22 protein-coding genes and 1 pseudogene are annotated in these 19056 nt (G+C 73.0%); 17 read left to right on the top strand and 6 right to left on the bottom strand.

Annotated features, from left to right (window positions below):
- Positions 1-19: 19 nt before the first annotated feature.
- Positions 20-361 (bottom strand): YciI family protein, encoded by a 342-nt coding sequence (locus tag ACU4ZT_RS00495; RefSeq protein ID WP_270980887.1) that lies wholly within the window; start codon positions 359-361, stop codon positions 20-22.
- A 183-nt stretch (positions 362-544) separates the two neighbouring features.
- On the opposite strand from ACU4ZT_RS00495, the gene ACU4ZT_RS00500 reads away from it, so the two are divergent.
- The gene (locus ACU4ZT_RS00500; RefSeq protein ID WP_063072088.1) at positions 545-1051 is read left to right on the top strand and encodes a hypothetical protein; all 507 of its coding nucleotides are present in this window, start codon (positions 545-547) and stop codon (positions 1049-1051) included.
- Between the two features lie 6 nt (positions 1052-1057).
- On the opposite strand, the gene ACU4ZT_RS00505 is transcribed toward ACU4ZT_RS00500, so the two are convergent.
- Complete coding sequence (locus ACU4ZT_RS00505; RefSeq protein WP_270980886.1) at positions 1058-1906, bottom strand: helix-turn-helix transcriptional regulator; 849 nt, start codon at positions 1904-1906, stop codon at positions 1058-1060.
- Positions 1907-2261: 355 nt separating this feature from the next.
- Between ACU4ZT_RS00505 and ACU4ZT_RS00510 the strand changes: the two genes are divergently transcribed.
- Entirely contained in the window at positions 2262-3641 is a 1380-nt protein-coding gene (locus ACU4ZT_RS00510; RefSeq protein ID WP_445337585.1) for an NAD-dependent succinate-semialdehyde dehydrogenase, read from the top strand.
- Positions 3642-3688: 47 nt separating this feature from the next.
- Here ACU4ZT_RS00510 and ACU4ZT_RS00515 read toward each other — a convergent pair whose 3' ends face one another.
- A complete protein-coding gene (locus tag ACU4ZT_RS00515; protein WP_175345514.1) occupies positions 3689-3859 on the bottom strand; it encodes a hypothetical protein in 171 nt (56 codons plus the stop codon).
- A 350-nt stretch (positions 3860-4209) separates the two neighbouring features.
- Between ACU4ZT_RS00515 and ACU4ZT_RS00520 the strand changes: the two genes are divergently transcribed.
- The 9 genes and pseudogenes from ACU4ZT_RS00520 to ACU4ZT_RS00560 all read left to right on the top strand — a co-directional run bounded on the left by ACU4ZT_RS00520 (position 4210) and on the right by ACU4ZT_RS00560 (position 10494).
- Positions 4210-5394: a cobalamin-independent methionine synthase II family protein gene (locus tag ACU4ZT_RS00520; RefSeq protein ID WP_445337586.1), complete on the top strand. Its 1185-nt coding sequence runs from the start codon at positions 4210-4212 to the stop codon at positions 5392-5394.
- 37 nt (positions 5395-5431) lie between these two features.
- Positions 5432-5632: a hypothetical protein gene (locus tag ACU4ZT_RS00525; protein ID WP_270980883.1), complete on the top strand. Its 201-nt coding sequence runs from the start codon at positions 5432-5434 to the stop codon at positions 5630-5632.
- 39 nt (positions 5633-5671) lie between these two features.
- A pseudogene (locus ACU4ZT_RS00530) lies at positions 5672-5740 on the top strand (Fic family protein); the annotation flags it as partial.
- 309 nt (positions 5741-6049) lie between these two features.
- A complete protein-coding gene (locus tag ACU4ZT_RS00535; RefSeq protein WP_175345513.1) occupies positions 6050-6223 on the top strand; it encodes an aureocin A53 family class IId bacteriocin in 174 nt (57 codons plus the stop codon).
- A gap of 85 nt (positions 6224-6308) precedes the next feature.
- The gene (locus ACU4ZT_RS00540) at positions 6309-6917 is read left to right on the top strand and encodes a PH domain-containing protein (protein ID WP_063072082.1); all 609 of its coding nucleotides are present in this window, start codon (positions 6309-6311) and stop codon (positions 6915-6917) included.
- The gene (locus tag ACU4ZT_RS00545) at positions 6907-8403 is read left to right on the top strand and encodes a PH domain-containing protein (protein WP_063072081.1); all 1497 of its coding nucleotides are present in this window, start codon (positions 6907-6909) and stop codon (positions 8401-8403) included. The genes ACU4ZT_RS00540 and ACU4ZT_RS00545 overlap by 11 nt, the downstream gene beginning before the upstream one ends.
- Complete coding sequence (locus tag ACU4ZT_RS00550) at positions 8400-9299, top strand: ABC transporter ATP-binding protein (RefSeq protein WP_414748651.1); 900 nt, start codon at positions 8400-8402, stop codon at positions 9297-9299. The genes ACU4ZT_RS00545 and ACU4ZT_RS00550 overlap by 4 nt, the downstream gene beginning before the upstream one ends.
- Positions 9296-10138, top strand: coding sequence for a hypothetical protein (locus ACU4ZT_RS00555; protein WP_445337587.1), 843 nt, complete (start codon positions 9296-9298; stop codon positions 10136-10138). The genes ACU4ZT_RS00550 and ACU4ZT_RS00555 overlap by 4 nt, the downstream gene beginning before the upstream one ends.
- 53 nt (positions 10139-10191) lie before the next feature.
- On the top strand, positions 10192-10494 hold the full coding sequence (locus tag ACU4ZT_RS00560) for a hypothetical protein (RefSeq protein WP_063072078.1): 303 nt from the start codon (positions 10192-10194) through the stop codon (positions 10492-10494).
- 33 nt (positions 10495-10527) lie between these two features.
- Here ACU4ZT_RS00560 and ACU4ZT_RS00565 read toward each other — a convergent pair whose 3' ends face one another.
- Positions 10528-11202, bottom strand: a complete 675-nt coding sequence (locus ACU4ZT_RS00565) for a TetR/AcrR family transcriptional regulator (protein WP_270980880.1) — start codon at positions 11200-11202, stop codon at positions 10528-10530.
- Positions 11203-11343: 141 nt separating this feature from the next.
- On the opposite strand from ACU4ZT_RS00565, the gene ACU4ZT_RS00570 reads away from it, so the two are divergent.
- The 3 genes from ACU4ZT_RS00570 to ACU4ZT_RS00580 all read left to right on the top strand — a co-directional run bounded on the left by ACU4ZT_RS00570 (position 11344) and on the right by ACU4ZT_RS00580 (position 14485).
- Complete coding sequence (locus ACU4ZT_RS00570) at positions 11344-12885, top strand: DHA2 family efflux MFS transporter permease subunit (RefSeq protein ID WP_414748649.1); 1542 nt, start codon at positions 11344-11346, stop codon at positions 12883-12885.
- A 102-nt stretch (positions 12886-12987) separates the two neighbouring features.
- Positions 12988-13293, top strand: a complete 306-nt coding sequence (locus tag ACU4ZT_RS00575) for a helix-turn-helix domain-containing protein (RefSeq protein WP_063072076.1) — start codon at positions 12988-12990, stop codon at positions 13291-13293.
- The gene (locus ACU4ZT_RS00580) at positions 13286-14485 is read left to right on the top strand and encodes a type II toxin-antitoxin system HipA family toxin (RefSeq protein ID WP_270980878.1); all 1200 of its coding nucleotides are present in this window, start codon (positions 13286-13288) and stop codon (positions 14483-14485) included. The genes ACU4ZT_RS00575 and ACU4ZT_RS00580 overlap by 8 nt, the downstream gene beginning before the upstream one ends.
- A 35-nt stretch (positions 14486-14520) precedes the next feature.
- Here the strand turns inward: ACU4ZT_RS00580 and ACU4ZT_RS00585 are convergent, their stop codons facing one another.
- Together ACU4ZT_RS00585 and ACU4ZT_RS00590 are read right to left on the bottom strand one after the other, a co-directional pair.
- The gene (locus tag ACU4ZT_RS00585) at positions 14521-14916 is read right to left on the bottom strand and encodes a hypothetical protein (protein ID WP_445337588.1); all 396 of its coding nucleotides are present in this window, start codon (positions 14914-14916) and stop codon (positions 14521-14523) included.
- Positions 14913-15650: a TetR/AcrR family transcriptional regulator gene (locus ACU4ZT_RS00590; protein WP_445337589.1), complete on the bottom strand. Its 738-nt coding sequence runs from the start codon at positions 15648-15650 to the stop codon at positions 14913-14915. Before ACU4ZT_RS00590 ends, ACU4ZT_RS00585 begins: the two co-directional genes overlap by 4 nt.
- 109 nt (positions 15651-15759) lie before the next feature.
- Here ACU4ZT_RS00590 and ACU4ZT_RS00595 point away from each other — a divergent pair, with 109 nt between their 5' ends.
- From ACU4ZT_RS00595 to ACU4ZT_RS00605, 3 genes are read left to right on the top strand one after another with little or no spacing between them, the layout of a single operon-like run.
- A complete protein-coding gene (locus ACU4ZT_RS00595; RefSeq protein ID WP_414748646.1) occupies positions 15760-16851 on the top strand; it encodes a Gfo/Idh/MocA family protein in 1092 nt (363 codons plus the stop codon).
- A complete protein-coding gene (locus ACU4ZT_RS00600) occupies positions 16848-17660 on the top strand; it encodes a hypothetical protein (protein WP_270980875.1) in 813 nt (270 codons plus the stop codon). Before ACU4ZT_RS00595 ends, ACU4ZT_RS00600 begins: the two co-directional genes overlap by 4 nt.
- A 54-nt stretch (positions 17661-17714) precedes the next feature.
- Complete coding sequence (locus tag ACU4ZT_RS00605) at positions 17715-19037, top strand: ABC transporter substrate-binding protein (protein ID WP_063072071.1); 1323 nt, start codon at positions 17715-17717, stop codon at positions 19035-19037.
- Positions 19038-19056: the final 19 nt, after the last annotated feature.

The following is a 19056-nucleotide window of genomic DNA, read 5'->3' on the forward strand; positions in this document are numbered from 1 at the left end:
GGCGCTCCGGCCGCTGACCTCAGCTCTCCGGGTCGTCCCCGAACGCGCGCACCTCCTGGGCGCACCGGCACGCGGCCGCCATCCGCGCCGCCCACGCGTACGCGGACTCCCGGGTCGGCAGGTCGAGGATCGCGTAGCCGCCCTCCAGCCGACCCGTCCCCGGGTGTGCGCCCGGGGACACGGATCCGTCGGCCGCCACCCGCACGGGCGGGACGGTCCCGTCGATCCCGCCGCCGAACACCCACACGCCTTCGGCCTTCGCCTCCCGCACGACCGCGTGCGACTCCTCCACCACCGCCTGCCACTCGCCGTCCGGCACGTCCATCTCCCCGCTCGGGAAGGAGATCAGCCACTTCGTCATCGGTCCTGCTCCTCGCCGTCGTCCGTGCCCAGAAGCCAACCACCTGTGAGGAGTTGGACGACCGACCAACGACCGCCCGGATCCCGTGCGCTCCGCCCTCCCGCCCTGCACTCTCTTCCTCGTCAGCACCACCGACACGCACCGCTCGAACGATCCATGATCCTGAGGAAGAGGAACAGACCCATGAGCAAGCTCACGTCGACGACCACCCGCATCGCCGCCACCGCAGCCCTCGGAGGCGGCATGATCGCCGCCCTCGGCGGCTTCGCGGCGGCTCCCGCCCTGGCCGCGGAGGCCCCCGCGCCCGACCCCAAGACCAGCGCCGCCACCAGCCCCATCACCGGCAGCGTCACGCTCGACCCGGTCGCGATCGTCAACGCGATCAACGTCGCCGTGAACGACCAGCGCGACCGCAACGGCGCCGTCCAGGCCGCCCTCGACGTCGGCTACTACAACGCCGGCAACCCCGACCGCCTCACGGTCGCCGTGGTGAACAAGAACCAGGACATCTACGTGGAGGGCGCCATCGCCGACGCGAAGCCGATCGCCATCAAGGGCGGCAGCTACGTCATCTACTGGTTCAACGGACCGGGCAAGGTCACGAACAACGGCGACGGCGGGTTCCTCAACTGGGGCGTCCTCGGCAACAGCGTGAAGAACGGCAACGTCATCAGCATCAACGGCGGCTGATCCCCGTCACGGCTCCGTCGGCGCCCCGTCATCCCCTCGGGATGGCGGGGCGTCCGTCGTCCCGCCCTCGATCATGAGCGGCGGCTCGGCGCGGTGGATGCGGTGGGCGCGCCGCGTGCGGATCACCCCGCGCACGAACGCGACCGACACCAGCGCCGTGCGGTTGGGCGCGTTCCACGTGCGCATCAGCCGGCCGAGGTGCCAGGCGACGGCCTGCCGGCTGTAGGAGGTGGCGCGCGCGATCTCGTCGTTGGACATCCCGTGCGCGGTGAGCGCGAGCATCCGCTCCTGCACGTGGTCGAGGTCGGGGGCGCGCGCGACCAGGTCGAGCTCGACGTCCTCGTCGGCACGCGGAGGATCCGCGACCACCGCGCGCGATGCCGCCGCCACGCGCGAGCGGTGCCCCATCCACGACTCCACCCAGCACGTGCAGAGCTCGTGGGCGACGTGCGATGCGCGGGCCATGGCGACGATGAGCACGCCGCGCCGTTCGGCGGCGGCGGCGTGCATCACGAGCGCGAAGACCCGGAGCGCGGGGAGCGCGGCGCGGAGGGCGACGGACAGCTCGACGTCCGTCCGCGTGGCGTTCCGCCCGGCGTCCTCGCGGAGGGCGTCGAGGCACGCGGGCGGCAGCGGTCGGCCGTGCTCGACGGACGCGAGGGCGTACGGCAGCACCAGGGGCACGACCTCCGCGTAGCGCATGCGCAGCCAGTCCCGGCCGGCCGGATGCACGTCCTCGAGCGGGCAGCTCAGCAGGAGCTCGAGGAACTCGTCGACGCGGGCGTCCAGTCCGAGGCCCAGCGGCTGGCCGGGGCGCAGCATCCGGCCGCGGTCGGTCTCCCGTGCCTCGCCCATCGACTCCCCTCGGATACGCGGTGCGCGCCCCCGAGACGTCCGCACCGCGCCCCCATCGTGCGCTCACCCGGTATACGAGCGGTGGACGCCTCGTGTCCCATCGGATGACGGGGGCCGATCCGACCGCCCGCTCCTCGAGCTGACCCGGGGCGCGGATCCCCGGCCCCGCCACGACGGTGCCACGACCGGCGGTCGCTCCTCAAGGCGTTGACGGGGACGGCCATCCGTGCAAAGCCGACGCCGCGTGAGGTTTCGAGCGTCGTCCCGCGGACCCGACGCCCTGTCGCGCGGCCACCCGCTCGATATCGTGGGCCCCACCCGCGTCACCCGTGCGGGGTCTCGAGGAGGAGCACCCATGAGCAGCTACGCCGTCACCGATCCGACCACCGGCGAGACCGTCGCCGAGCATCCCGAGATCACCGACCAGGAGCTGCAGGACGCGATCGCCGCCGCCGAGGGCGCGTACCGCGGCTGGTCGCGCCGCACCTCCGTCGCCCAGCGCGCCGCGCTCGTGGCCCGCGTCGCCGAGCTGCACACGGAGCGCCGCGACGAGCTGGCGCGGATCATCGTGCGCGAGATGGGCAAGCCCCTCGACCAGGCGCTCGGCGAGGTCGACTTCGCGGCCGACATCCTCGGCTACTACGCCCGGAACGCCGAGGATTTCCTGGCCGACGAGCCGATCGCGCTCGCCGACGGCACCGGATCCGCGTTCGTGCGCCGCTCGGGCCTCGGTGTGCTGCTCGGGATCATGCCGTGGAACTTCCCGTACTACCAGGTGGCCCGGTTCGCCGGTCCCGCCATCGTGACCGGCAACACGATCCTGCTGAAGCACGCGCCGCAGTGCCCGGAGTCGGCCGAGGCGATCGAGCGCATGTACCGGGACGCGGCGGCGGAGCTCGGCGCCGACCCGGGCGTCTACGTGAGCGTGCTCGCGACGAACGCGCAGATCGAGGGCGTCATCGCGGATCCGCGCGTGCAGGGCGTCTCCGTCACGGGATCCGAGCGGGCGGGCGCCGCCGTCGCGGAGATCGCCGGCCGGCACCTCAAGAAGGTCGTGTTGGAGCTGGGCGGATCCGACCCCTTCATCCTCCTGTCGACCGACGACCTCGACGCCGTCGTCGCGGATGCGGTGGCCGCGCGCCTCGACAACAACGGCCAGTCCTGCAACGGCGCCAAGCGCTTCCTCGTGATCGACCACCTCTACGACGACTTCGCCGCGCGCTTCACGGCGCAGCTCACGGACGCCCAGCCCGCGGATCCGATGGCCGACGGCACCCTGCTCGGCCCGCTCGCCTCGCGCGCCGCCACCGAGCGCCTCACCGAGCAGCTGGCCCGCGCGGTGGAACAGGGCGCCACCGTGCTCGCGAGCGGCGAGCCCGTCGGCAACATGTTCCCGCCCGCGGTGCTCGCCGACGTGACGCCCGAGATGGACGCCTACCGCGAGGAGTTCTTCGGTCCGGTCGCCGCGCTCTACCGCGTCTCCTCCGAGGCGGAGGCGGTGGCGCTCGCCAACGACACCCCGTTCGGCCTCGGCTCCTACGTCTACACGACGGATCCGGAGCAGGCGCTGCGCGTGGCCGACGGCATCGACGCCGGCATGGTCTGGGTGAACCTCGTGCTCGGCGACGCCGCCGAGCTGCCCTTCGGCGGCGTGAAGCGCTCGGGCTCGGGCCGCGAGCTGGGCCGGCACGCGGTGGACGAGTTCGCGAACCGGAAGCTGATCCGCATCGCGTGATCGGGCGGCCGCGCTGCCGGGCCGGGTGGGGAGGGCGGCGCGGCGCGTCAGGGGTTCGCGGGGGAGGGCCGCGCCGCCGGGTCCGCGAGCAGCAGCTGCCGGAACCGGAGCCCGCCCACCGTGAGGACCGCGAGGACAGCGGTCGCGATGCACGCGGAGCCGAGGGCGACGACGCCGCAGACGAGGGGGAGGTCGTGCGGATCCACCGCTCGCCGCATGCTCGATCTCCTTCGTCGCGCGCCGGGAGCGCTGCCGTCCGGATGGAGGCTAGGGACCGGGGCGGGGATCGGCGCCCGACCGTCCACATGCACGGGCCCGGGCCGGCGCGCGGGCGGCGGATCGGCCCGCGCATGTCGCGGTGTGACGGACCCGTCGCGACGCCGCGAGCGCCAGGGCGCGCCGTCCGCCAGGCTGGTCGCGTCGCGTCGCGTCGCGTCGCGTCGTCGCGTCGTCGCGCCGCGTCGCGATGTCGCGCCGAGCACGACCGCGCCGAGCACGACCGCGCCGACCGCGCCCGACCCGACCCACCGCACCCGCCCGACCGCCACGCCCCACCCCGAGGAGCCGCATGACCGACCGCATCCCGACCACGCACGCCGGCAGCCTGCCGCGCTCGCCGGAGCTGACCCGCCTGCTCGTCGCGCGCGACCAGGGGCGCCCGTTCGACGCGGCCGAGCTCGCGGAGGTCACCGCGTCGTCCGTCGCCGACACCGTGCGCCGCCAGCTCGAGACCGGCCTCGACATCGTGAACGACGGCGAGGTGCCGCGCGTCGGCTTCTCGACCTACGTGCTCGAGCGGATCGACGGCTTCGGCGGCGCGGGCCACCGCAAGCCCACGCTCGACTCGCTGAAGTTCCCCGACTACGCCGCGTTCCAGGCGAAGCAGATCGTGGAGGGGGCGGACGTGGCGCGGGTCTGGGATCCGCCGGTCGCGCAGGGCCTCCTCGCGTACGACCCGACGCTCGCGGGCATCACCGAGGACCTCGACGGCTTCGACCGCGAGCTCGCCGTGCAGGCCGACCGCGGCCTCCGCCCCGCCGGCACGTTCTTCTCCGCCGCGACCCCGGGGATCGTCTCCACGACCCTGCTGCTCGACGCCGCGAACCCGCACTACGGCGACGACCGCGCCTACGTCTTCGCGCTCGCCGACCAGCTGAAGCTCGAGTACGACGCGATCGTCGCGCGCGGCCACACCCTGCAGCTCGACGCGCCCGACCTCGCGATGGAGCGTGTGATCCAGTTCGGCGACGCCACGCTCGAGGAGTTCCTCGCCGCGGTCGACCTGCACGTGGATGCGCTCAACCACGCGATCCGCGACATCCCGCGCGAGAAGGTGCGCCTGCACGTGTGCTGGGGCAACTGGCAGGGCCCGCACCAGGACGACGTGCCCGTCGAGGTGCTGCTCCCGCACCTGTACCGGGCGAACGTGGGCGCGTTCAGCATCCCGCTCGGGAACCCGGCGCACCAGCACGAGGCGCCCGCGTTCCGCGCCCACCCGCTGCCGGACGGCGCCGTCCTCATCCCCGGCGTGGTGGACGTGACCACCAACTACCTGGAGCACCCGCAGGTCATCGCCGACCGGATCCTCGCGGTCGTCGACGCGGTCGGCGACCCGACCCGCGTGATCGCCGGCACCGACTGCGGCCTCTCCACGTTCGCGAGCTACGAGTTCGTCGCGACCGACGTGGCGTGGGCGAAGCTCCGGGCGCTCGTCGCGGGCGCGGAAATCGCGTCGCGGCGCGCGTTCGGGTGAGGGGGCGCGAGTCGTCCCTGGCGATGATGCCGCTGTCGTGCACATCACCGACGCCCTCGCCGCGCTGGCGCCTGCCGATGAGCGGATCGGGACGCGCGGCCAGCACCTGAACCACCTGCTCATCCGATCGGAGAGCATCTCGTCGTCATGCATCGAGGGCGATCGCGTCACGCCTGAGCGCCTCGCGATCGCCGAGCTGATGCACCACGGCTCGCGGGTGGCCTCGACGTCATCGTGAACGTGCGCGCGACCGAGGACGCGATCGACGCTCTCGCCGATCGCGCATGCGCAGTTCGAGACGACCCACGGCTTCAGCGACGGCAACGGCCGCACCGGGCGGGCGCTGACCACACGGCCCTCCGCGCCGGCCGCATCGCCGAGCGGGTCGGCGTCGTCGGCACGGCGGAGGCCTTCGCGGACTTCGTCGAGGAGCTGGGCGACGACGTCCGGGGCAGGGCATCCGAGACTTTCGTATCGCTTCGCGCGCCTCGCGTTGCGGAAGTCGAGACCTCTGGGCTTAGCTCGGAGCGCCCGGCCTCAATAGCTTCGTGACCACGCCGGGTCGGATTCCGATCCACCCGGAATCAGAGTCGACTCCTGTGCACGCGTCTGGACGGTCCATCGATCATGCACGTAGAAGAAAGCGAAGCAGCATATGTGGTCATTCGTCGCCAAGGTCCTCGCCCAGGCATGGAAGTACGGCGCCTCCAAGGTCGCCGCCGTCGCCAAGTGGGTCCAGTCCAACTGGGCTCAGGTGCAGAAGTGGATCTCCCGTGGCCTGTCGGTCTCCTCGATCATCGAGCTGATCCTCAACATCCTCGGGTTGTAGTCCCTGACGGACGCCCCCGGGTCGCAGTCGACCCGGGGGCCTCCGCCTCCCACCACAACCACCAGCAGCGTGCCGACGACGTACCGTGGCCATCGAGAGCGACCAGGAGGTGACCCTCGGCATGGACGACACGCTGCACCTGCCCGGGGACGGCGAGCCGACCGCCGACGGCGGCCGCGATCCGCGCCCGCTCCACCCCAGCTCGGTGCTGCCGGCATCCGGGTCGCCGGGCGTCGCGCGTCTCCCGCGATCCGCCGCCCTCTACTGGAGCACCCATTCGGTCCTCGGCGCCGTCGGCGTCCTGGCCGTCGTCCTGCCCCTGGTCCTGTGGCTCGGGGGTCGCGGCGCGCTCGAGACCGCGGCATGGATCGCGGTGCCCGTCGTCGCCGTCCTCACGCTCGTGGACGTCCTCGTCCTGAACCCGCTGCGGCTCGCGAACTGGTCGTACACGGTCACCGCGGACGCCGTCTACATCGCCCGAGGTCGGTTCGTCCGGACCTCGCTCGTGATGCCCACCGCGCAGGTCCTCAACGTGGAGATCGCCGAAGGTCCGCTCCTCCGCGCGTTCGGCATGGTCCGCGTGCGGTTCGTCTGCATCGGCGACGGCCCCGTGATCGGGCCCGTCCTCCCGGGCGAGGCGGAGGCCCTGCGTCGGCGCGTGATGGGCACGTGGGAGCCCCGCGATGCGGCCTGACCGCGACGCGACGACCTTCCGCGACTCGCCGCGGTTCATGGCGGCGGACCTCGCGGGTCATCTCCCCAGCTACCTGACGCTGGTCCTCGCGACCCTCGTCTGGGTCCCGCAGGCCGAGCCGTGGGTCGGCCGCCTCGTCATCCCGCTCCTGATCGCGCTCGGCGCCTACCGGCTCATGGAGCCCGTCTACCGCTGGGCGACCGTGCGCTACGAGGTGACGGGGACCGAGGTCCGGATGTGGTCGGGCGTGATCGACGCCCGCTCGCGCGTCCTCCCGTGGGGCTCGATCTCCGCGGTCGAGACCGAGAGCACCTGGGCCCTGCGGATCTTCGGGCTGCACCGGGTCACGGTCACGCAGGCAGGTGACGCCTCCACCCGGATCGTCTTCCGCGGGGTCGACGCGCCGACGCACCGCTCGCTCCTCGCTCGAGTGCGGCCCGTCGCCGGTGACGCGCCGTCCGGTCCCGCGTCCGTTCCCGCTCCCCCGTCCGCCCGGCCCGACGACCGGGAGCGCACGATCTACGCGGCCTCCTGGCGCGACCTCGTCGCCGTCACCTTCCTGCACGCGCGATTCGTCGTCCTCGCGCCCACGCTCGTGGCATCGGTGTGGGAAGTGCTGCAGACGGCCGGGGCCGACGTGCCGCTCGCTGACGCTGCGGGCGGGATCAGCCCGGTCCTGGTGGCCGCGATCGTCGCGGTCGTCGTCGCCGCGCTCGCGACCGTCGCGACGGCGGTCCAGTACCGGGGCTTCCACGTGGGCACGACACCGGCGCACGACCTGGTGATCAGGTACGGGCTCATCGAGACGCGCGAGCGGAACATCAGCGCCCACGCGCTGGCGGGGGTCGTCGTGCAGCGCAACCTCCTGGAGCAGGTCCTGGGCCGCGCTCGGCTCTCGCTGCTGACGACGGACTCCGGTGCCCAGCTCGGCACGAACCTCATCCTCCCGACCCTGCCGCGGTCCACCGTCGCGGCGATCCTGCGCGAGCACTTCCCCGACCAGGCGGCGGCCGCGGCCTCGCTCGTGACGCCGGGCCCGGTCGTCCGTAGCGGCGTCACCGCTGCGGTCATGGGCTCCATCGGTGCGGGTGCCGCGCTCGTCGCGACGGCCGCCGGGACCACGCTCGCTGCCGGCGTCCTCATCGGGCTGGGCGTGATCCTGCTGTCCTCCGCGCTGTTCCGCCAGCTCGCGTCGAGGCTCGCGTTCGACGCAGCGACCGACCAAGTCGCCGTCACCTCGCACGTCGTCCAGGAGCGGCGCACCTTCGTCTCGGCCCTCGCCGTGCACACGGTTGCATCGGTCCGCCCGGCGGGGTCGGCGGACGGCACGTGGACGTTCGCCTCCCTCCGCATGTACGCGGGCTCGCCGCGGCGGCTCACCGCGGCACGCTGCCGCGAATCCGACCTGCACGCGCTCTCCCGCGCGCTCGTGCAGGCGTCCCCCCGCATCGCCCGCACGAAGAGAGAGGCCAGGGCCGCACGATGATCGAGATCGCGAACGTCTCCAAGAGCTACGGCGGCACCACCGTGCTCGACGACGTCTCCCTCCGCGCGCGCGACGGGGAGGTCACCGGGTTCATCGGCCACAACGGAGCGGGCAAGTCGACCGCGATGCGCATCGTCCTCGGCCTCACCCGTGCGGACGCCGGCGAGGCCCGGATCGACGGCGAGCGCCACGTCCAGGCGCGACGCCCGGCAGCGCAGGTGGGAGCTCTCCTCTCCGCGGACGGGCTCCCGCCGCGCATGACCGCGCGCGGACTGCTGGACTACGCGTGTCGCACGCAGGGCCGGCCCCGGGGTCGCGCCGAGGAGCTCATCCGCATGGTGGGCCTCGAGGAGGTCGGGAGCAAGCGCATCGGGGCGTACTCGCTCGGCATGAAGCAACGGCTGGGCATGGGCTTGGCGCTGGTCGACGACCCCCGGAACCTCGTGCTCGACGAGCCGGTCAACGGGTTGGACCCGAACGGCGTCCTCTGGCTGCGCGACCTCCTGCGGATCCACGCCGACCGCGGCGGCTGCGTCCTCCTGTCCTCCCACCTCATGAGCGAGCTGTCGCTCGTCGCCGACCGCGTCGTGATCCTCGCCCACGGTCGCGTCGTCCGCGAGGGCCGCCTGGACGAGCTGGGGGGCGACGGGTCCTCGCGCGTCTACGCCGAGTCCCCCGCGCCGGAGCGCCTCGCCCAGGCTCTGATGGCCGCGGGCTTCCCGCCGCAGCGCGAGGGCCGCGGCGTCATCGTCCACGGGGTCGGCTCGACGCGCGTCGCGCAGATCGCGTATGAGTCCGGGGCGGGCCTCAGCCACCTGAGCACGCCGGGGACGTCGCTCGAGGACGTCTTCCTGTCCACCACCGGCACGACCGCGGAGAGGGAGGTCGCGTCATGAGCGCGTCGCACGGTACCGCCACCGCCACCGCCACCGCCACCGCGTCACGCGGCCAGCGCTGGGCGCACGTCGCGTCCGCGGAGCTGCACCGCAGCGTCCAGCGAGGAGCGCTGCGGGGCGGCCTGATCTGGGCGGCGGGGCTCGCGCTGCTGGCCGGGGCCGGCGCCCGCGCCTTCACGGGCGCGTTCGCCGATCCGACCGCGGATGGCGCCGCGCTCGTGCTCACGCTGCCGATCGAGCTGGCGGCCACGGTCTTCGGGGTCGCCTTCGCCCTCGCCGTCCTCGGGAATGCCAGCCGGGACACGACGGACGGGACGGTCCTCACCTCCCTGGCGCTCGTGCCGCGGCGGGGCCGGCTGCTCTCGGCGCGCGCCGTGGCGCCGACGGCCCTGGGGGCGCTGGGGGTGCTGGGCGTCGCCGCCGTGCTCGCCGCCGTGCACCTGATCGCGGACGGGCCCTCGCCCGCGACCGTCTCCGCCCTCCTGGTCGCCACGGCCGTGGCGACCCTCACGACAGCGGCGGTCGTCCTGCTGGTCTTCCTCACCGCCACGGTCCTCCGGCGCGGTGCCGCAGCGATGGCCGTCTTCATGCTCGTCGTGCTGGTGCTGCCGATCGCCGTCTCGGTGCTCACGGTGGTGGGACCGGTCCCGCTCCGAGGCCCCGCCGACGTCCTCCTCGCCGTCCTCCCCGGCACGCTCGCCCTGAAGGCGATGAGCACCGCGACGATCGCCGCGGAGGGCCCCGCGACCGTCCTCGCGGGCCTGGCGGGCCTCGTCGCCTGGTGCGGTGCCGCCGGCCTGCTGGCCGCGCGGGCTCTCGCCCGTGAGGGCGACGGCTGATCCGTGCCCCCCATTCCACCCCCACCCGCAACGACTACCGATGAAGGAGCACCATGACCTCCCTGCTCGAGGACACCCCCCGCTGGCTGCTCTACGCGGGTCTCGCCGCGATGCTGCTCGTCCACATGTTCGTCCTGTCCAACCGCCGGCACGCGTGGCCGGGGGCCGTCTTCCCCGTCGCCTGGGTCGTCCTCTTCGCCGTGCTGGCGGGGACGGGGCAGCCGATCGGCCCGCGCGAGATCCTCTCCGGCGCGATCGTGCTGGGCCTCCTCGTGTTCCTCTGGGTGTCGATGCGCCGCAGCCGCGCGGCGAGAATCGCCCGCGGACGCGAGCGCCCGGCGGGCGAGGCGGGCTGAGGCCGTCGTCCGGCCGGGTGATCCTCGGTCGCCTCAGGCCGCGCCGCTGCCCGCGATGTCGCGGAGGCGACGGCGCACCGCCGCGTGGGAGGCGACCAGGGTCGCGTCGAGGCCGGCCGTGCGCGCATCCGCCCACTCGTCGAAGGCCGCGCGCACCGCGACGCCCGCGAGCTCGGTGACGAGGCGCGCCTCCTGCGCGGTGATGCGTCCGCCGAACGCCGTCGTGATCCTCTCGGCCAGCTCCCACGAGCGCGCCGCGTCGAGCGACACCGCCGTCGACCGCAGCTGCGGCTCGGCCGCCATGAGCCGTCGCACGCGCAGCTGCTGGTGCGCGATGGCGGAGAGGTCGCCGTCGAGGCTGGCGAGCACGCGCTCGTAGACGGCCTCGAGCTGGGGGAGCGGCGCGGATCCGCGGTCGACGTCGGCGAGCCAGGCGTCGAGCGGCGCGTCGAACACCGGGTGCAGGGTGAGGACCGACTCCTCCTTGCTCGGGAAGTAGCGGAAGCAGGTGCGGTCGGAGACGCCCGCGGCCTGCGCGATGTCGTGGATGGTGGTGGCCGCCATGCCGCGCTCCTCGAAGAGCGCGAGCGCGGCCTCGCTGATCTCGGTGGTCGTCGCCATGCGGCGCCGTTCGCGGAGGCCAGCGGCGCCGGTGCCCGCGGCGCCGGTGCCCGCGGTGGTCGTGGCCGTGTCGCTCAGCGTGCCCATCCGGTCGCCTGCCTCTCGAACATCCCGCCGGTCGGATCCGACGAATCTGTCATATACTGCCACATGGTCCGAGTCTGACATCGAGACCGTCCCGGCCCCGCACCGTCGCGCGCGCCCCGCCTTCCACTCCCGGAGATCCCCATGAGCACGCCGCCCGCCGCCGACACCCGGCGCGACGCCACCCCGCCCTCCGAGGCGACCGTCCCCACCGCCGGCCGCGCCGCCGCCGACCGCCCCGTCGCCCCCGAGGACGAGCGCCTGCCGCACGGCGCCCCGCTCGTCATCGGCCTGCTCGTGGTCGCCGCGTTCGTCGTCATCCTCAACGAGACGATCATGAGCGTCGCCCTGCCGAGCCTCATGGTCGACCTGTCCATCACCACCGCCACCGCGCAGTGGCTCACGACCGGCTTCATGCTCACCATGGCGGTCGTGATCCCCGCGACCGGCTTCATCCTGCAGCGCTTCACCACGCGCCAGGTCTTCGGCGCCGCCATGACGCTGTTCTCGATCGGCACGCTCATCGCCGCCATCGCGCCCGGCTTCGGCGTGCTGCTCGTCGGCCGCATCGTGCAGGCCAGCGGCACGGCCATCATGATGCCGCTGCTGTTCACGACCGTCCTCAACCTCGTGCCGGCCGCGCGCCGGGGCCGCCTCATGGGCGTCATCTCCATCGTCATCGCGGTCGCCCCGGCGATCGGGCCGACGGTGTCCGGCCTCATCCTCAGCTCGCTGTCGTGGCGCTGGATGTTCTGGATCGTGCTGCCCATCGCCGTCATCGCGCTCTCGCTCGGACTCTGGAAGATCACGAACCTCACGACCCCGCGGAAGCTCCCGTTCGACATCCTCTCCGTCGTGCTCTCCACGCTCGCGTTCGGCGGCCTGATCTTCGGCCTCTCGAGCCTGGGCGAGTCCGCCGAGGGCAACGCGCCCCTGCCGCTGTGGATCCCGATCGTCGTCGGAGTCGCCGCGCTCGCCGCGTTCATCGCCCGCCAGATCGGCCTGCAGCGCGAGGACCGCGCCCTCATGGACCTCCGCACGTTCCGCAGCCGCGCGTTCGTCGTGGCCGTGATCATGGTGAGCGTCAGCATGATGGCGCTGTTCGGCAGCCTCATCGTCCTGCCGCTCTACCTGCAGAACGTGCTGGAGCTCGGCACGCTCGAGACCGGCCTGCTGCTGCTCCCCGGCGGCGCGCTCATGGCGATCCTGTCGCCCATCGTCGGCCGCCTGTTCGACCGCGTCGGGCCGCGCCCGCTCGTGATCCCCGGTGCCATCGTCGTGAGCATCGCCCTCTGGGGCATGACCACGATGCTGCACGAGGGCACGTCCATCGGCTGGGTCATCGCGGTGCACCTGGTGCTCAACGCGGGCCTCGCGTTCATGTTCACGCCGCTGCTCACCTCGGCCCTCGGATCCCTGCCGCCGCGCCTCTACTCGCACGGCAGCGCGACCGTCTCCACGATGCAGCAGCTCGCGGGCGCCGCCGGCACGGCGCTGTTCGTCACGGTGCTCACCACGACGACCGTCGCGGGCGTCGCCGACGGCCAGTCCGAGGTCACGGCCACGGCGGCCGGCGTGCAGGCGGCCTTCATGATCGGCGGCTTCATCTCCCTCGCCGCCGTCGCCGCGTCGTTCTTCGTGCGCCGTCCGGCGGAGGCGCTGCCGGAGGGTGTGGCCGCGCACTAGGCGCCGTCCCCTTCCGCAAGGAGTGCGTCAGTGTGGCCTGACATCAAACTTGCGTGACATCAACCCCTTTAAGATCTAGTCAGCTTGACCTAAACTGCTGCCATGCCGACCACGCCTCCCGCCATCACGAGATCCCTGCGCATCGTCGGGCGCAACCTGGCTACCCAGCGGAAGCTGCTGGGTCTCACGGCGAAGATGGTCGCGGAGCGCGCCGGGACGACGCAGCAGACCATCAGCAAGCTCGAGAACGGGCAGGGGACGAGCTTGGAGATCACGCTCCGGATCCTTCGCGTGCTGGGGCTCATGGACGGCGTGGTCTCCGCCACCGATCCGTTCGGTACCGAGCGAGGCCGGCTGATGGTCGACGAGAAGCTGCCGGAACGCGTCCGGGTGCGCAAGCGTGGCTGACGCCTACGACGTGACGACCGTGATCGGCCGTGAGGAGGTGCGCGCGGGGAGGATCTTCCGCACCAGGACCTCCGGGTCGTTCGAGTACGACTCCGACTACCTGCGCCGGCGAGACGCATTCGCGCTCTCGCCGGCCCTCGGCCTCTTCCCCGGTGCTCAGGCGCTGGCTCCCGCGAACCCCTTCAGCGACTCGGCGCCGGACACCTGGGGTCGGAAGGTGCAGAATCGCGCTGCCGGGCGCACGCTCGATGAGCTGACCCTGATGTTGGGCGTCAACGACGAGGGGCGACAGGGGGCGACCCGGTTCTGGCAGGGCGGTGTCGCCGTGGCGACGGGCGGCGGGGTCCCCGCGGAAGCCGATCTGTCCGAGATCGTCCACGTCGCTGACCAGATCGAGCGCGGCGAGACGGAGATCGATGATGCCGCAGTCCGTCGTCTCTTCCGGGCGACCGGCTCGCTGGGAGGCGCGCGCCCCAAGGCGAACGTCAGGATCGGCGCCGACCTGTGGCTGGCGAAGTTCCCCAAGCCCACCGGTGACGAATGGAACGTGATCGCGTGGGAAGCTGCGGTGCTCGACGTGATGGGCGAGGTGGGGATCGACGTCCCGCCTCACGACACGAAGCGGATCACGGTGGACGGCACCCGACGCACGGTCCTGTTCCTGAGGCGCTTCGACCGCGGCGCCGACGGTGTCCGCATCCCCTACATGTCCGCGATGACCGCTCTCGAGGCGACGGACGGTGACGGAGGCGATTGGGTCGACGTGGTCGACTTCGCGCAGGTGGCCGGTGCCGACGTGACCGAGCTGTGGAGACGAGCCGTGTTCGGCGCGCTCGTCGGGAATCTCGACGACCATCTGCGCAACCACGGCTTCCTGCGCGAGGGGACCGCCTGGGCGCTCGCTCCTGCCTTCGACGTGAATCCGGTGCCGCTCGGCGACGGTCAGCGCCACCAGCTGGCGCTCCTCGGCGACCGGGAGACGAGTCTGGACTCGTTCACCACCGCGGACGCGCTCGACATGTTCGGCATCCGTGCGCCTGCGGCGCGGACCTTCCTGGAGCGGCTGCGGTCAGCGCTGCCGGGTCTTCCCCGGCGAGCCGCCGCGCACGGCGCCGACGCGCTCACGATCGAGACGATGCGATCCCGCATCGAGCACGCGATCGCGGCCGTGGGTCAGGCCATGGAGCCGTAGGGCCGCTGTCGTCGAGGTCGCGCTGATCGACGGCGTCATCCCGCTCTCCGCCCAGGGAGGAGGACGGGCGCGGTGGACAGCACCAGGATCGCGAACAGCGTTTGGTCGACCGCACCCCACGCCGGGATGCCGCCGGTCGTCGCGATCACCGACCAGTTGACCGCGATGTCCGCGAGGATCACGGCGATGCCGAGTCCGACCCCTGCAGGGCGCCGGAGCGCGAGCAGCGCGATGACCAGCGGATCCAGGACCGTCAGCGACACCCAGAACGCCCGCAGCGGGAGCGGGTGCCCCGCGTAGACGTCGAGCCCGGCCGTCGCCAGGTCGAGCACGTGGCTGACGGTGCCGATCGCGAAGCCCGTGATCCAGAGGGCGCGCACGAGGCGCGGGCCGCGGTCCGGCCGGCGCGCCCGCTCCGCCGACGGCGTCACTCCCACGACGCGGAACCGGGCGGGACGGCCGCCCTCGCCCCCGCCCGCCACCGCGCGATCGACTGCTCCACGTACTCGCCGACGAGGCCGGGCAGGTCGATCCGCGGGTTGTGCAGCCACTGGATCTCGAGGCCGTCGAGGATCGCGAGGAAGCAGGCGGCCTCGTAGTCGAGCGTCGCGTCGTCCATCGCGGGCACCTGGCCGAGCGTGCCGGCCTCGTCGATGCGCTGGCGGATCTGCGCGATCGTCCGCGCGTACCGCGTGCGGATGTACTCCTGCGCGGGATGCGTCGCGTCCGACGCCTCGGTCGCGAAGGTCAGGTACAGCTCGAGGAAGCCGCGGTGCTCCACGTGGTACCGCATCAGGTCGACGAAGGCGCGGATGGCGGGGAGGCCCGGCGCGGCCTCGGAGACGAACGGCTGCTGCCGGTCCCACTGGCGGAGCACCTCGGTGAGCAGCTCCTCCTTCGTGAAGTAACGGAGCACGGCGGCCGGGGAGACGCCCACCTCGTCGGCGATCTCCTTGATCGTCGCGGCACCGTAGCCGCGGATGCCGAACACGCGCACGGCCGCGTCGACGATCTCGGCACGGCGGCGGACGCCGGTCGAGTACCGCCCCCGCGCTGCGTTGCCGGTCACACGGCCCCCGAGCGTGGTCGCGCTCTCATCCTCATCAGCACGGGCGACGCTCTCGGGGGTGCCCGAGGGCGGGGCCGGCCTGCGGGTGTCGGTCACGATGTCGATCCTCCCCCTTGTGCGGTCCGCGAAGCGGGACGTACAGTGACTCAACCGTAAACAGGTCGTCAGTTTTCGTCCTGGGTCATCAGCTAGGGACGAGGGCGTCGTGAGCGAAGTGGTGTTCGGGGTCGGCCTCATCGGGGCCGGGCCGGTCGGGCAGGCCATCCACCTGCCGACGTTGGCGCGCATGGCTGACAGGTTCCGCGTGGTGCACGTGATGGACGTGGATCCGGACGTGGCCCGCCGCGTCGCCGCCCGCGTCGACGCGCGCCACTCGACCGACGCGGATGCGCTCATCGACGACCCGGCCGTGGATGTCGTCGTGATCGGCAGCCCGAACCGCTTCCACGCGGAGCAGGTCATCGCCGCGTGCCGCGCCGGCAAGCGCGCGGTGCTGTGCGAGAAGCCGCTCGCCGTCTCCGCCGAGGAGGGGGAGGCGATCGCCCGGGCCTCGGTCGAGCACGGCGTGCCCGTCGTCGTCGGCACCATGCACGCCTTCGACGCCGCCTGGACCGCCGCGCTCGACGGCTGGCGCGCGTCCGGCGACGCCCCGCACACCGTCCGCATCTCCGCGGTGATCCCGCCGAACCCCGACTCCGAGGACTCGGCCACCGAGATCGTCGGCCGGCCCGCGCCCCGCTCGCCCGGCGCCCCGGACCTGGAGGCTCGCGTGGCCGCCATCACCGGCGGCGTGCTCGGCCTCGCGATCCACGACCTGCCGCTCGCCCGCCAGCTGCTCCCGGTCGCGCCGCCGCGCGTGATCGCGGCGCGCACCCTCGATCCCTGGGGCTACGAGATCGTCGCGATGGTCGGCGAGAGCGTGCTCGAGGTGCACGGCGTGGGCGGCGCGACGTGGGATCCCGAGTGGACGCTCGACGCGGTCGCCGTCGACCGCTCCCTCCACGTCGACTTCTCCCTCTCCTACGTGCACGCCGGATCCAGCACCGCCACCCTCGCCGACGCCCGCCGCGCGACGACGTGGGGCCCGTACGCCGACAACGGCTACGTCGGCGAGTGGGAGCACGTGCACGACGTGCTCGTCGGCGCCGCCGATCCCGTGCCGCTCGACGAGCTCCTCGCCGACCTCGCCCTCGCGACCTCCATCGCCGAGCAGTGCGCTGAGCTGATCCGCTCCGCCGCATCCGCCGGCGGCCGCGCCCTCGCGGGCGTCGGATGCCGCACGGGGCTGGCCGCATGAGCTCCCTCGCCGTGCGGGTCGACCCCACCGCGACCCCGATCCGCCGGGCTGCGGCCGCCGCGACCCTCGCCTCGCTCCCCGAGTCCTTCCGCCGCGCGGACGACGCCGGGGAGGTCGTCGTGCTCGACGGCGGACCCGGCTGGGCGACCCGTGCGGTCGAGGCCACGCGGGACGGCGCTCGCGCGCTCCTCGTGCTCGACCCCGGCGCGGCCGACGACGCCGCGCTCGCGGCGCTGATCGCGACCGGCGTCCCCGTGGTGCTCGACGTGCCGTGGCGGCACGCGGAGGCCGTCCGTCGGGTCGCGCCGCGCATCCACCGCTTCGCCGCTCCGGGCGCGCTCCTCGAGGCGCGCGCCGCGGTCGCGGGCCCGGCGGACCTGCGCGGGGCCGCCCGGGCGCTCGCGCTCACCGCGGGGACGCTGCTCGGCTCGCCCCTCGCCGAGCTCGTGCCCGTCGTCGCGACGCCCCAGCACCTGATGCTCGCCGGGCCGAGCGCCTCCGGCGTGCACGTGGTCGTGAGCGTGGTCGTCGCTGGCCACGATCACGGGCGCTCGACGTTCCGGATCCTCGTCGGCGACCGCGCCGCGCACGTGGTCCTGCCCGCGCCCGGCTCGGCATCGCCCGGCCGCGCGAGCGTCACGGATCCGGCCGGCCGCGAGGACCTGCCCGTCGTCTTCGAGTCGGGCCACCGCACGGCGCTGCGGATCGCCCGCGACGCCGCCCACGGCCGCTGCGCACCCGGCGACGTCGCCGAGCTCCGCGCCCTGCTCGCCGCCGCGCCCGCCCTCGCGGCCGACGCGCGCCCCTAGACCCAGCCCCTTCCCTCCCACCACACACAGCACCACGAGACGACGGAGTCAGAAATGCCACAGCAGTCAACGAGCGCCTTCGGCAACGGCCTCACCCGACGATCCCTCCTCAGCGCGGGGGTCGGCGCCGCGGCGGTCGGCCTCCTCGCCGCCTGCAGCGGCGGCGGAGGAGGCGCCAGCGGCGCCGGCGCACCCCTCAAGTTCTGGAACATGCCCTGGGGCGCGCCCGCGTTCCTCACCGAGGACAAGGTGATCTCCGCCGCGTACAAGCCCGCGAGCGGGTTCGGCAAGGTCAGCTACCAGCAGGTCCAGTGGGCCAACTTCACGCAGACCTTCTCGACCGCGGTCGCCGCCAACAACGGCCCCGCGGTGAGCTCGGGCGGCGGCACGACCGCGTTCCTCTTCGAGTCGCAGGGCAAGATCGCGTACGCCGACGACCTCATCGAGACGTGGAAGGGCAACGGGATCTACGACGACTTCCTCCCGGGCCTCGTCGACACCCTGAAGACGGCCAACGGCTACGCGGCCGTCCCGTACAACCTCGACATGCGCATGTACTGGTACCGCAAGGACCTCCTCGAGAAGGCCGGCGTCGAGGCGCCCACCGACTGGGACTCCTACGAGGCCGCGTGCGCCGGGCTCAAGAAGATCGGCGTCTACGGGTACGGCACCCGCTCCGGCGCCGGCGCCTTCACCGGCTTCCACCAGATCGTCGCCCACATGATCAACAACGGCGGCGGCCTGTTCGACGGCGACCAGAACCCGGACGTCGTCACCGACAAGAACATCGAGGCCGTCGAGTGGGTGCTCGGCATGGTGAAGAACGGCTACGTGGATCCCCGCAGCGCCACCTACACCTCCGACAACGCGTACCAGCAGATGGACGCCGGCACCTTCGGCATGCTCTGGGACGGCGCGGGCGCCCCCGCGAACGTGACGCCCGAGACGGCGGCGCAGATGGTGGTCGGCGACCCGCTCGTGGGCCCCGGCGGCGAGAAGGGCGCGCTCTACTTCCCGAACAACATCATGATGTACAAGTCGACGCCCAGCCAGGAGAACAGCGAGGCGTTCCTCACGTACTACTACCAGAACATGAAGTCGCTCTGGACGAAGCAGACCGGCATCGGCCTGCCGCCGCTCAAGTCCATCGCCGACGAGGCGTACGCGGACGACCCGAACACCACGAAGATCCTCAGCGACTGGCAGCCCATCTCGAAGACCTGGGGCGCGCCCGGCTCGAACACCGTCTTCCAGAACGTGACCAAGGTCGACGGCACGCAGCCGACGATCTCGTTCGCGCAGTCGGTCCTCGGTGGCACAGTCACGGCGCGCGAGGCCCTCGAGAAGCTGCAGAAGGAACTGGACGCGGGCGCGTGACGCCGCGCGCATCCGGAGG

This window comes from Clavibacter davisi (assembly GCF_052751415.1).